This is a genomic window from Massilia sp. R2A-15 (assembly GCF_030704305.1).
GTDB lineage: Bacteria > Pseudomonadota > Gammaproteobacteria > Burkholderiales > Burkholderiaceae_D > JAFCUW01.
Genome location: NZ_CP131935.1, coordinates 2,305,858 through 2,318,390 on the forward strand (window position 1 = coordinate 2,305,858; position 12,533 = coordinate 2,318,390).

General features: G+C 66.3%; 12 protein-coding genes. 6 read left to right on the forward strand and 6 right to left on the reverse strand.

Going from position 1 to position 12,533, the window contains the following annotated elements:
- Positions 1-8 precede the first annotated feature (8 nt).
- Together Q4S45_RS10565 and Q4S45_RS10570 are read right to left on the reverse strand one after the other, a co-directional pair.
- Positions 9-1,637, reverse strand: coding sequence for a SulP family inorganic anion transporter (locus tag Q4S45_RS10565; RefSeq protein ID WP_305511688.1), 1,629 nt, complete (start codon positions 1,635-1,637; stop codon positions 9-11).
- A gap of 5 nt (positions 1,638-1,642) precedes the next feature.
- A complete protein-coding gene (locus tag Q4S45_RS10570; protein ID WP_305511690.1) occupies positions 1,643-3,046 on the reverse strand; it encodes a diguanylate cyclase in 1,404 nt (467 codons plus the stop codon).
- Positions 3,047-3,187: 141 nt separating this feature from the next.
- Between Q4S45_RS10570 and Q4S45_RS10575 the strand changes: the two genes are divergently transcribed.
- Genes Q4S45_RS10575 through Q4S45_RS10585 form a run of 3 tightly spaced genes read left to right on the forward strand, consistent with a single transcriptional unit; the run spans position 3,188 to position 5,439 of the window.
- Positions 3,188-4,159: an SDR family oxidoreductase gene (locus Q4S45_RS10575; RefSeq protein ID WP_305511692.1), complete on the forward strand. Its 972-nt coding sequence runs from the start codon at positions 3,188-3,190 to the stop codon at positions 4,157-4,159.
- Between the two features lie 9 nt (positions 4,160-4,168).
- Entirely contained in the window at positions 4,169-5,203 is a 1,035-nt protein-coding gene (locus Q4S45_RS10580) for a Ku protein (RefSeq protein ID WP_305511693.1), read from the forward strand.
- Between the two features lie 5 nt (positions 5,204-5,208).
- Positions 5,209-5,439 (forward strand): hypothetical protein, encoded by a 231-nt coding sequence (locus Q4S45_RS10585; RefSeq protein WP_305511695.1) that lies wholly within the window; start codon positions 5,209-5,211, stop codon positions 5,437-5,439.
- Between the two features lie 108 nt (positions 5,440-5,547).
- On the opposite strand, the gene Q4S45_RS10590 is transcribed toward Q4S45_RS10585, so the two are convergent.
- Positions 5,548-6,264 carry an SIMPL domain-containing protein gene (locus Q4S45_RS10590; protein ID WP_305511697.1) on the reverse strand — a complete coding sequence of 239 codons (717 nt, stop codon included), beginning with the start codon at positions 6,262-6,264 and terminating at the stop codon, positions 5,548-5,550.
- A gap of 33 nt (positions 6,265-6,297) precedes the next feature.
- A complete protein-coding gene (locus Q4S45_RS10595; RefSeq protein WP_305511699.1) occupies positions 6,298-8,685 on the reverse strand; it encodes an ABC transporter permease in 2,388 nt (795 codons plus the stop codon).
- 142 nt (positions 8,686-8,827) lie between these two features.
- Between Q4S45_RS10595 and Q4S45_RS10600 the strand changes: the two genes are divergently transcribed.
- From Q4S45_RS10600 to Q4S45_RS10610, 3 genes are read left to right on the forward strand one after another with little or no spacing between them, the layout of a single operon-like run.
- Entirely contained in the window at positions 8,828-9,208 is a 381-nt protein-coding gene (locus tag Q4S45_RS10600; RefSeq protein WP_305511701.1) for a BlaI/MecI/CopY family transcriptional regulator, read from the forward strand.
- Positions 9,205-10,470: a M56 family metallopeptidase gene (locus Q4S45_RS10605; RefSeq protein ID WP_305511703.1), complete on the forward strand. Its 1,266-nt coding sequence runs from the start codon at positions 9,205-9,207 to the stop codon at positions 10,468-10,470. The genes Q4S45_RS10600 and Q4S45_RS10605 overlap by 4 nt, the downstream gene beginning before the upstream one ends.
- 26 nt (positions 10,471-10,496) lie before the next feature.
- Positions 10,497-10,877 carry an energy transducer TonB gene (locus Q4S45_RS10610; protein WP_305511709.1) on the forward strand — a complete coding sequence of 127 codons (381 nt, stop codon included), beginning with the start codon at positions 10,497-10,499 and terminating at the stop codon, positions 10,875-10,877.
- 92 nt (positions 10,878-10,969) lie between these two features.
- Here the strand turns inward: Q4S45_RS10610 and Q4S45_RS10615 are convergent, their stop codons facing one another.
- Together Q4S45_RS10615 and Q4S45_RS10620 are read right to left on the reverse strand one after the other, a co-directional pair.
- A complete protein-coding gene (locus Q4S45_RS10615) occupies positions 10,970-11,620 on the reverse strand; it encodes a 3-oxoacid CoA-transferase subunit B (RefSeq protein WP_305511711.1) in 651 nt (216 codons plus the stop codon).
- 21 nt (positions 11,621-11,641) lie between these two features.
- Positions 11,642-12,340, reverse strand: a complete 699-nt coding sequence (locus Q4S45_RS10620) for a CoA transferase subunit A (RefSeq protein WP_305511714.1) — start codon at positions 12,338-12,340, stop codon at positions 11,642-11,644.
- Positions 12,341-12,533 lie beyond the last annotated feature (193 nt).

The window sequence follows — 12,533 nt, forward strand, 5'->3', positions numbered from 1 at the left end:
GCGTGCTGTCACGCTTTTCCCGCCAGCTCGTCCCAGGCCATTGCGGTGCTGAGGTAGATTTTCCCGTTCAGCCGCGCCAGCAGGTCGCTGGCGTTCAGCCGATCCATCACCGGCCCTTTCACTTCGGCCAGGTGCAGGCCGATGCCGCGATGGCGCAGCATCTGGTTCAGCTCCGTCAGGCCGAACAGCGCCGACGTGTCGATCGCGTTCACCGCCGACAGCACCAGCACCAAGTCGCGCGTGGCCGGGCGCGCCGCCAGTTCTTCCTCGATGCGCTGGTTGACCGCTTCAACGTTACCGAAGAATAGGCCGGCGTCGATCCGCAGCAGCAGCAAGCCGGGCGCGGTGCCGCCGCTATGGCGCTCGATATTGCGGAAATGCTCGGTGCCGGCGATCCGTCCCAACACCGCGATGTGCGGACGGCTGGCGCGCCAGATCAGGGTTCCCATCGACAGCACCACGCCAATCACGACGCCCGCCTCGACACCCATCGCCAGCACGCCGGCGGCGGTGGCGACCAGCGCGAGCGCGTCGCCGCGGTCGTAGCGCAGCGCCGTGCGCAAGGTGTCCAGCTCCAGCATCCCGAGCACGGCGACGATGATGGTGGCGGCCAGCGTCGGCAGCGGCAGCAGCGCCAGCCAGCCGGTCGGCGCCACCAGCGCGATCGCCAGCAGCGCCGCCGTGATGACGGAGGCCAGCGGCGTATTGGCGCCGGCCGAGAAATTGACCGCGGAGCGCGACATGCTGCCGGTGACCGGGAAGCCGCCCGACAGCGCGCTGCCTATGTTGGCGGCGCCCAGCCCGATCAGCTCGAAATTGCTGTGCAGTTTCTCCTGCCGCTTGAGCGCCAGCGCCTGCGCCGCCGACATGCTGATCAGGAAAATCATGAAGCCGATCAGCAGCGCCGGCTGCAGCAAGGAGCGCCAGTGGGCGTTGGAGATGGCCATGTTCAGGCGCGGCAGGCCGGCCGGCACCGCGCCGGTGGTGCGCACATTCAAATCAAGCCACGCCACCAGCACGGTCGCGCCGATCACCACCGCCATCGGCGCCAGCCGCGCACCGATGTCGGCGGCCGCCGGGTTCATTCCGGCGAGGCGCAGGAGCGGCGCCAGGTAGGCGCGCGCCAGCAGCAGCAAGGCCAGCGAAGCGCCGCCCAGCATCAGGCTCGGGACATGGAAGCGCGGCAGATCGGCGCCCGCCAGCGTCGACACCTGGCCCCAGGCGATGACGATGGCCGAGCCGATGGTGAACCCGCTCATCACGGGACGCGAGAAAAAGTTGGCGAGAAAGCCGATGCGCAGCAGGCCGCAGGCCAGCAGCACGACGCCCGACAGCAGCGCCAGTTGCGCCGCCAGCACGGTGTACAGGCCGGAGCCCGCGACAGCGAGCGGCCCGAGCGCGGCGGCCGTCATCAGCGAAATGATCGCCATGGGGCCGACCGATTGCGTCATGCTGGTGCCGAACACGGCGTAGATCAACGGCGGCAGGATGCTGGCGTAGATGCCGGCGACCGGCGGAACTCCGGCCACCATCGCATACGCCATCCCCTGCGGGATCATCATCATCGCGACCACGATGCCGGCGCTGATGTCGCCCGCCAGCAGGCCGCGCCGGTACTGCTTCAGCCATCCAAGCATCGGCGTCACTGCATGGCCAGTTCGACGCAGTTGCGTCCCGCGCGCTTGGCCCGCTTCAATGCCGCGGCAACGCGCTGCATCAGCGAATCGGCGCTTTCCTCTTCGCCCGCCTGGGCCACGGCAAGGCTGATGGTCAGCCGGTCGCAGCCCGGGAACACGGTCGCCTCGATCTCCATGCGGATTTTTTCCGCCACCTTCAGGCCGTCGATCGCGCTGGTGTGGGCCGCGACGATCTGGAATTCGTCGCCGCCGCTGCGCGCCAGCAGGTCGCTGCCGCGCAGCGCCGCGCGCACCGCGTCGGCCAGGATGCGCAGCACGGCGTCGCCCGTCGGATGGCCGTAGCGGTCGTTGATGGCCTTGAAATGGTCCACGTCGAACCCGATCAGCGCGAGAGGCGTCTTGTAGCGGCGGGCGCGCTTGATTTCCTGCTCGAGCAGCGCTTCGCCGTGGCGGCGGTTGGCGACGCCGGTCAGCGCATCCGTGGTGGCCAGGCTGGTCACGCGCGCCAGCAGCAGTTCGGTGTCGCGCGCCATGCCGGCCATCCGCAGGCCAAGGCCGGCCAGCTGCGCCAGTTCGGCCAGCGCGGCGAGCGAGTCGGGGGAAAGCTGGCGCGGCTGCGCGAACATCAGCGAGATGCTGCCTTGCGGCGCGCCGGGGCCGCGCGACGGGATCGGCGCCGCCGCCACCATGGCGGCGCCCATGTCGTGCAAAGCGACCGCCAGTTCGGGATCGCCGGCCTTCTCCGGCGCGTCCAGCAGCACCAGTTCGCCGCTCGCCGCGGCGCTAAATCCGGGAAAGCCGCGGCCGGCGCGCTCGATGTCGATACCCGCCGGCGAGTGCTGCGCCGCCAGCGTAACGTCGCCCGATTCGCTGGCGGTGAACATCGCCGCATGCACCACGCCGGGCCACGCAGCAAGCACCGCGCAGATGCCGGGCGCCAGCTCGGCGATGTCGTCGATGCCGGCCACGGCCCGCAAAACGCCCTCGCGCACGCCGCGCAGCGCGTCGGACCTGGCGTCAGCGTTGGCGCCCGGCGCCCCGATCCGCTGAGTGAGCGCGGCGTCGGCGATCGGGCCGATCGCATAATCGACCGGACCGCACGCCATCAGGTCGGACAGCCAGCCAGCCGCATCGAACGGACACACCAGCAGCACCGGCGCGCCCTTGCGGCTTCGCACCAGCTCCTCCAGCGCGGCGCGGTCAAGGCTGCGGTCGAAGCGATCGAGGTCGATCACCAGCAGGTCGACCTGCTCGTGCGCGAGGATGTGCGCGGCCTGCGCCGCGTCTTCGGCGACGAACAGGCGGCCGAACTGGTTTCCGCACGCCGCCTGGAACTCCACCCGGCGCTCGGCGGCCAGGTGCAGGAACAAGCCGACTGGCTGGGTGCGGGCATCGGCCTGCTGCGACATACTTTCTCCTCGAAAACGGTAGCCCGTAGTTTGCCATAAAGCACCCGTCGCGGATACCCGCACTGCGCTATATGTGTGGAAGCGCACCGAGTCGAGGCCCCGCGCCGGCGCATACTAAAACGACCACGAAGGGAGCGACCAATGGCGATACAGGACGAGGTAGCGGAGAAGCAGAAAGCAATCCAGAGCCGGCAGGACCAGAAGGACGCCGCGGCAGGGCCGGAGAAAGAGAGCAAGGCGGCAGTGCAGACCGGATCGGTGACCTATCCGGCGCCGCCGCTGCCGAGCCAGCACCTGAGCAAGCCGGGCATGGAAGCGCACATGGAGCTCACGCCGATGTTCATGGCCGAGCACTACAAGGGCAGCGGCAAGCTGCAGGGCCAGGTGGCGATCGTCACCGGCGGCGACTCCGGCATCGGCCGCGCGGTGGCCGTGCTCTTCGCGCGCGAAGGCGCCGACGTTGCCATCTTCTACCTGAACGAACACGAGGACGCCGCCGAAACCCAGCGCTACGTCGAGGCCGAGGGCCGCCGCTGCGTGACCGTGTCGGGCGACGTCAAGGACATGGAGTTCTGCCAGGAGGCGGTCGACAAGGTGGTGGCGGAATGGGGCCGGCTCGATGTGCTGGTCAATAACGCAGCCTTCCAGGAGCACGCCAGTTCGCTGCTCGACCTCACCGAAGAGCGCTTCGACGAGACCATGCGCACGAATATCTACGGCTACTTCCACATGGCGAAGGCGGCCCTGCCCTACCTCAAGCGCGGCGCCGCGATCGTCAATACGGGATCGGTGACCGGCTTGCAGGGCAACGCGCACCTGCTCGACTACTCCACCACCAAGGGCGCGATCCACGCCTTCACGATGTCGCTGGCGGCCAACCTGCTCGACAAGGGCATCCGCGTCAATGCGGTGGCGCCGGGGCCGGTGTGGACGCCGCTCAATCCGGCCGACCAGGCGCCCGACAAGATCGCCAATTTCGGCGGCGACACCTCGTACCGCCGGCCGGCGCAGCCGGAAGAGATCTCGCCGGCCTACGTGTTCCTGGCCTCGTCGATCTGCTCGAGCTACATCACCGGCGTCGTGCTGCCGGCCACCGGCTACGTCGGGGAATAGGAGAACTTCATGGCGCGCAGCCTGTGGAAGGGAGCGATCAGCTTCGGCCTGGTGCACATCCCGGTGGAGATGTACCCGGCCGTGAGCGAACATTCGCTCGACCTGACCATGCTGGACCGGCGCGACTTTTCGCCGGTGGGCTTCAAGCGCTACAACAAGGGAAACAACAAGGAAGTGACCTGGGACGACATCGTCAAGGGCTATGAGTACACCTCCGGCGAATACGTGGTTCTGTCTGACGAAGACCTGCGGCGCGCCAACCCGGAAGCGACCGGCACGATCGACATCCTCGCCTTCGTCGATGCCGACCAGGTGCCGCTGCTGTACTACGAGCAGCCCTACTACCTCGCGCCCGGCAAGGGAGGCGACAAGGTGTACGCGCTGCTGCGCGAGACGCTGCGCAAGGCCGGCAAGATCGGCATCGCCACGGTGGTCATCCGCGTCAAGCAGCACCTGGCCGCGCTGGTGTGCGTGGACGACACCATCGTGCTCAACACCCTGCGCTTCGCCGACGAGATCCGCGCCACCGACGAACTGAAAATCCCGACCAAGAGCGCCAAGACGGCGGCGGTGACGGACAAGGAACTGAAGATGGCGATGGCGCTGGTCGAAGGCATGAGCGAAGACTGGAAGCCGGAGCAGTATCACGACACCTATCGCGAAGACGTCATGGCACTGGTGGAGAAGAAGATCAAGGCGAAGGAAACCAAGACCATCACTATGCCGGGCAAAGAAAGCGCGCGGCCGGCGTCGAGCAATGTGGTGGACCTGGTCGCGCTGCTCCAGCAAAGTATCGGCAAGAAGCCCGGCAAGGCGGCTGCCGCGGAGGCGGAAGCGGAGGACGACGACGAGCCGCCACCACCGCGCAAGTCGCGCAAGCCGTCTGCGGCCAACGACGAGGAGGAGGCGCCGGCCGCGAAGCCGCGCAAAGTGGCGAGCAAGACGACCGAGCGCGTGGCGGCCAGCGCCAAGCCGAAGAAGGCAGCGGCGAAGGCGGCGCCGGCCAAGACCCACGCGCCGGCGCGCCGCAAATCGGCGGCTTGAGCGGCATGCCCAATTGGATCGACTATCTGCAGTGGCCGGCCATGGCCGTCACGCTGTACGCCGCCTACCTCGTTGGATCGAAGCGCACCGACCGCCGCATCTTCGGCTTTTCCATGTTCGTGCTCAGCAACGTGCTGTGGATCGTGTGGGGCTGGCACGACGAAGCGTGGGCGTTGATCGCACTACAAGTGGGCCTGTTCGCAATGAACGTGCGCGGCATCGTCAAGAACGAGTAGTCGCCGATTGTCGTCGTACCTGCGCAGGCAGGTACCCATGCTGAGCGAAACAGCGAGGTACTCTATTCAGCATAGGTTCCTGCCTGCGCAGGAACGACGTGTTATCGGCTACTTGATGCGAAAGATCACGTCCACCGAGCGCGACATTTTCATCACTTCGATCATCAGCAGCGCTTCGCGTTCGCGCTCGTTGCGAGCGACGACGTTCCGCGCCCGATTCGGCTCGACGCCCGCAAAGCCCATCGCGCGCGATAGGTTCTTCAGGTCGCCCGCCGACACGGCATTCACGGGACCGAGCTTGCGCCCGAACCCGGCGGCAATGGCCTCAGCCTTTCGCTTCGCCGCCTTGATCGCCTCGCTGGTCAAATCCATCTCGACCTCGTCGCGCTTGCTGGTATCGAAAGCCGACATGAAGGCGTCCAGGTTCGGCATTGCGATCAGCGGTCCCATCAGCTCGCGCCACTTCGACAGTTCGGTCACCTTGATATGCACGCCGCACTTGATGTCGTACAGGACCACGCCAGGCCGCGCCGGATCGGGCTTGCGCATCTCCTTGCGCAGGTCGCGAATCTCGACGTCGGTGTTGGCCAGTGCCAGCTGCGCCACCAGCGCGCGGATCTCGGCGATGCGGCCCTCAACCACCTGGCGCGCCGCTTCCGGGTCGCTGTGATACGCCGACACCTCGAAGTCTATCTCGCCGACATCAGGCATGACATACGAAAAGCCGCTGCCGCCGACATGGATGAACGGGTAATCGGGCAAATCGGTGGCCGATACGGCCAGAGGCAACAGGAGCGAAGCGACGACGATCAATCTTTTCAGCATGGGTTCTCCGTAATGGTCCTTCGTGGTGTGAAATCAGTTATCGCGCAGCGCCAGCGCCGGGGACATGCGCGCGGCCGCCAGAGTGTGGCGCGCCGTCGCGCACAGCGCCACGACGGCGACGCAGGCCAATGCGTACACCAGCGGCCAGCCGCCCATCGGCGCGCGCTCGACGAAGCCGGCCAGGTAGCGCGCCGTGGCCAGCCATGCAACCGGCAGTCCGGCCAGCGCGCCGGCCCCGATCAGCCATGCGAACTCGCGCGCGATCAGGCGGCCCACGTCGGCGGCTCTTGCGCCATGCAGCTTGCGCAGCACGATCTCGCGCGCCCGTCGCTTCACGCTGTACGCCGACAGCACGTAGATGCCGAACGACGCCAGCGCGGTGGCTACCACGCTGGCGGCGGTGAGTATCCGGGCCAGCCGCGCATCTTCGCTGTAGGTGGCGGTAAACACGGACTGCGCCGATTCGATATCCGGCACGTCGTTCGGGAAATGACGCGCCCATAGCGCTTCGACCAGCGGTCTGGCCGCGGCGACACTGCCTTCGACGCGCGCCGTCAGCACCGTCTGATCCGGCCCGATCCGGTACACCATCGGCTGTGGCGCCTGGCGCAGGCTCTGGTAGCGCAGGTCGGGAACGATGCCGACGATGCGCAGCGTGTCGTTGAACATCTGGCCGACCGCAGCTTCGGGGGAGGCGAATCCCAGCGCCTTCGCGGCGATCGCATTGATCACGACCGACGTGCTTTGCATCCCGTCCTGCGCCGGGCCGAGCACCCTTCCCGCCAGGGCGCCGATGCGATACACGCCGAAGAACTCGGGGCTGACGATCCTGGCCTCCACCGGCACCGTTTCCCTGCCCGGACGGTTGACGATATAGGTGATCTTGTTGCCGTCGCGTCCGACCGCATCCGACATCCCCGCCACCCCGCTCACGCCCGGCACGCGCGTCAGCGCATCCCTGAACGCGCGGGCACCGGGAGAGTCCAACTTGCCGGGAATCGCCACCACCAGCATCGACGCGGCATCGAAGCCGGGATCGGCGTGGCTCGCGTACCGGGTCTGCCAGCTTACCGCCAGGGTGATCGCGATCAGGGCGATCGCGGCGGCAAACTGGAACGCCGACAGCACGCGCCGCACCGCCATCCCGTGCCGCGTTTCGCTGCTGCCGCGGCCCTGAAGCGCACCGCCGGCGGCCTGTCCCAGCGCCAGCGAGGCCGGATAGACAGCGGACACAATGCCGACCACCGCGCCGAGCGCGAGCATCGTGGCGCAGGCTGCGACGGAAAACATGCCTTCCAGCGGCCGGTCCACCAGCGTTGCGAATACGGGCGTGGCGAGCCAGGCGAAGAACAGCCCGCACAGCGTCGCCAGCATCGACACCACCAGCGATTCGGCCACGAACTGCGCGGCAAGCCGCGGTCCGCTGGCACCGATCACTTTGCGAATGCCGATTTCGCGCTGGCGCCCGAGCGTACGCACCGTGGCCAGGTTGATGTAGTTGGCGCTGGCGAGCACCAGGATCAGTACCGCTAGCGCGGCGAGGCCCGAAACCCCGGACTTGCTGCCGTATTTGGCGCCCGAGCGGCCCGATAGCAGGTCCGGATCGAAATACATGTCGGACAGCCGCGTCATGCCGATATCGGTCAGGTGGCCGGCGGGCGCGCTGCTACCCATGCGCGCCTTGAACGGCGCGTCGATCTCGCGCGCCACGGCATCCTGCATCAGTGCGGCAAGGCCACGCTCATCGACGCCCGGCGCCGTCTTCACGTACACGGCGGCGCTCTTGCGCCACTGCGGCCCGCTCTGGGCCGGCGCCGCGTCCCAGCTGTGCGCGCCAACGCCGACCAGCGCGTCGATGCTGACAGTGGTATTCGCAGGCAGATCCCGCACGATCGCCCTCACCTCGAACGTCGCGCCGTCGATCTGCAGGCGCTGCCCGATCGCGTGCGTATCGCCAAACAGCTGGCGCGCCCGCGACTCGCTCAGGACCAGCGCATCGGGCCGCGCCAGCGCCGCGGCGGCATCGCCTTCGACCGCCCCGATGCCGAAGAAATCGATGAAATTGGCGTCCGCCACCTGCAGCGGAAACGGCACCACCCTCGACCCGATGCGCGCGGCCAGGTCGAACGATTTTGCCGAAGTGGCGGTGATGTTCGGACCGGATGCCACTGCGAGATCGCGCAGCGCCAGGGGCGCCATCGTGCGCCAGTCGGGACGAGGCAGCAGGTTGCGCCTCTCCTTGACGACAAAAATGCGGTCGCTGGCGGGGATTGCGGCATTGTAGGTGAAGCTGTAGCGCACGAAGCCAAGCAGCAGGAAGCACACCGCGAAGCCGACGGCCAGGCCGAACACCACCGCGGCCGAATAACCGGGCTCCTTCAGCAGCAGGCGCCAGCCGATACGAAAGTCACGCACATTCATCCCGCCCCCAAGATCGATGTAGACAATGCTGTCTATGCTATGCGTGAACTACTACCAGCACAAGTTATTTGAACGAAAATATTTTATTAGACACGATTGTCTATTCGCGCTAAGCTGCCTTCAATTCCCGGAGGATCGCACCATGAGCACACCGAACATCCCCAAACCGACGGCGGCCGAGCTGGACCTGCTTCGCACCCTGTGGCCGCTGGGCTCCGCCAGCGCCAGGCAGGTGCATGAAGAAATCCAGAAGGAGCGCCCGGACGTGACCTACGCCACCGTGCTGCGCCTGATGCAGATCATGCACACCAAGGGCCTGCTGATCCGCGACGAAAGCCAGCGTTCGCACGTGTATGCCCCCGCGCAGGCGCAGGACGCGCTGCAGACCAACCTGCTGAAAGACCTGATGCAGAAGGCGTTTTCCGGATCGGCCAAGGCGCTGGTGATGGCTGCGCTGCGCAGCGGAATCTCGAAAAAGGAGCGCGAGGAGATCGAGAAGATGCTGAAAGAGGACAAGAAATGAGCCTGTCCGCCACCTCTCTGGTCAGCGGCATCGGCTGGACGCTGCTCCATTTCATCTGGCAGGGCGCGCTGATCGGCTGCGCCACGGCGATTGCGATGATTGCCCTGCGCGGCGCGCGGCCGCAGCGGCGCTACGCCGTCGCCTGCGGCGCCCTTCTGCTGTGCGTGGCCTGGCCGGCCATCGAGCTGGCGTCGCGCCTGTCCGGCCCCGGTGCGGCAGGTAACGCCGCCCACTTCGCCATGCAAACGGTATCGAGTTCGCACGCGGCCGACGCCGGCGCGCTCACATGGCTGCAGGCGAAGCTGGAATGGATCGTCATGGCCTGGGCTGCCTGCGCCTGCGCGCTGACCCTGCGCATGGGCATGGGACTGTGGTGGATCGGCCGCCTGGCGAATCGCGACCGCGCCGATCACCACTGGCAGGCGCGCGTGTCTGCGATGGCGAACCAGTTCGGCATCACGCGCGAGGTGCGCATGCGCGTGATCGACAAGCTGGCCAGCCCGATCACCGCCGGCTGGTGGCGCCCTGTTGTGATGGTTCCCGCCAGCCTGCTCACCGGCATGCCGCCCGACCTGCTCGAAGCGCTGCTGGCGCACGAGATGGGGCACATCCAGCGCTTCGATTACCTGGTCAACCTCGGGCAGAACGTGGTGGAGACGCTGCTGTTCTACCACCCCGCCGTGTGGTGGATTTCCGGCCGCATCCGCGCCGAGCGCGAACAGATCGCCGACGACCTGGCGGCCGCCCATCTGGGCGATGCGCGCCGCGTGGCCCTGGCCCTGTCGGAACTGGAGAAGATGCAGTTCGCGGGACAGCACCTGGCGATGGCCGCGAATGGCGGCGAACTGGTGGAACGCATCCGGCGCCTGGTGCGGCCGGACGCACAGGCCCTGAACTGGAAAGCGGCGGTGGCGATGTGCGCGATGGCCGCGGCGTGCCTTGCGGCGGCGCTGCATGTGCCGGCCCAGGCCAGGACGCAACACGTGAGGACACCCGCCCTCGCCGATTTCACTACCTGCGCCAAGCCACTGTGGCCGAAACAGTCGCTGCGTGACGAGAACACGGGCACCGTCACGCTCTCCTTCCTCATCGATGCGCAAGGCGGCGTGGCCGATTCGAGGATCCTCAAATCCAGCGGCTTCCGGCCGCTCGACCGGGCCGCGCGCGTTGGCATCGCGCGTTGCCATTTCAAACCGGCGACCGAAGACGGCGTTCCCGTCCAGGCCTGGATGAAGATGCAGTACATCTGGACACTGCATTAGGAAACCACCACAACAAAGGAGAACCGATGTCACGTTTCGAAGGATTCAATCGCGCCGGCATGCTTGGATTGGCCGCATTGCTGGCCGCGGGCTGCGCCCAAATGCCGGAAGCCCCGAAGGCGCCGGACGTGCGCACCAAGGCGGTCGCCGACTTTAACACCTGCGCCAAGCCGGTCTATCCGCAGGAGGCGCGCCGTTTCGAACAGACGGGGACGGTGATGCTGTCGTTCCTGATCGGCACCGACGGCAAGGTGGCCGATTCGAAGATTTTGAAGTCGAGCGGATTCCGCTCGCTGGACCAGGCCGCGGTGGTGGGCATCTCGAAGTGTCAATTCAAGCCGGCGACCCTGAACGGCGTGCCGGAACAGGCGTGGATGCAAATGCAGTACGTCTGGACGCTGCAATAGCAGTGCTGTCGCTCCTGCGCAGGCAGGAATGACGCCAATGAAAAATGGGGCGTGGTCCCGCGGACCCGCCCCATCTTTTTTTACAGCCAGATTCAGACCGCCGAAACGTCGATCTCCGCCTCGGTCGCCTCGACCACCTGCTGCTTGGTCACGCCAGGCGCCAGTTCCACCAGCTTCAATCCCTTGTCCGACACTTCGATCACGCCCAGGTCGGTGATGATCAGGTCGACCACGCGCACGCCGGTCAGAGGCAGGTTGCAGTGCTTGAGGATCTTGTGCGAGGTGCTGCCGTCCTTGGCGGTGGCGACGTGCTCCATCACCACGACCACGCGCTTGACGCCGGCCACCAGGTCCATCGCGCCGCCCATGCCCTTGACCATTTTCCCCGGAATCATCCAGTTGGCCAGGTCGCCGTATTGCGACACCTGCATCGCGCCGAGGATCGCCAGGTTGATCTTTCCGCCGCGGATCATGCCGAACGAATCGGCGGAGCTGAAGTAGGCCGCGCCCGGCAGCTCCGTCACGGTCTGCTTGCCGGCGTTGATGACGTCGGCGTCCACTTCGTCTTCGGTCGGGAACGGGCCGATGCCCAGCAGGCCGTTCTCCGACTGCAGGTACACCTCGATATCGTTCGGCACATAGTTCGCCACCAGGGTCGGCAGGCCGATGCCCAGGTTCACATAGAAACCGTCTTGCAGTTCCTTCGCTGCGCGCGCAGCCATTTCATCACGAGTCCAAGCCATTGTAGTCTCCGAATTCTGTTCTTAGTTTGGGCGCACGGTGCGCTGCTCGATGCGCTTTTCCGGGTGCGCATTGACGACGATGCGCTGCACGAAAATGCCTGGCAGGTGCACGTGATCGGGATCGATCGCGCCGGTTTCGAGCAGTTCTTCGACTTCCACGATGGTCACTTTGCCGGCCATCGCCACGTTTGGATTGAAGTTGCGGGCGGTCTTGCGGAACACCAGGTTGCCCGACTTGTCGGCTTTCCAGGCCTTCACCAGCGACACGTCCGACACCAGGCTGCGCTCGAGCACATACTGTTCGCCGTCGAATTCGCGCACGTCCTTGCCTTCGGCGACGATGGTGCCCACGCCCGTCTTGGTGAAGAACGCCGGGATGCCGGCGCCGCCGGCGCGCAGCTTCTCGGCCAGCGTGCCTTGCGGGGTAAATTCGATTTCCAGCTCGCCGGCCAGGTACTGGCGCGCGAACTCCTTGTTTTCGCCGACGTAGGACGAGATCATCTTCTTGATCTGGCGCGTCTGCAGCAGCAGGCCAAGGCCGGCGTCGTCGATGCCCGCGTTGTTGGAGATGGCGGTCAGGCCGGTCACGCCGGAATCGCGCAGCGCCTTGATCAGCGCCTCCGGGATGCCGCACAGGCCGAAGCCGCCGACCGCGATGGTCTGGCCGTCTTTGACGATACCGGCCAGCGCCGATGCCGCGTCAGGATAAACTTTATTCATACCCGTCCCTTTTATAGTTAAGCCGAATTCGCTCTTTCTGCACCTCAGAGTAGATTCTCAGCATAAAATACGCGAGCCAAAAGCACAATACCGTAGAACTACCTGCTATTCAAACCATCGGGACCCATCGATTTGCACGAGATCAAAGCGCCCTACGCCATCGACTACGAGACGATTTTCCAGCACGCGCCGG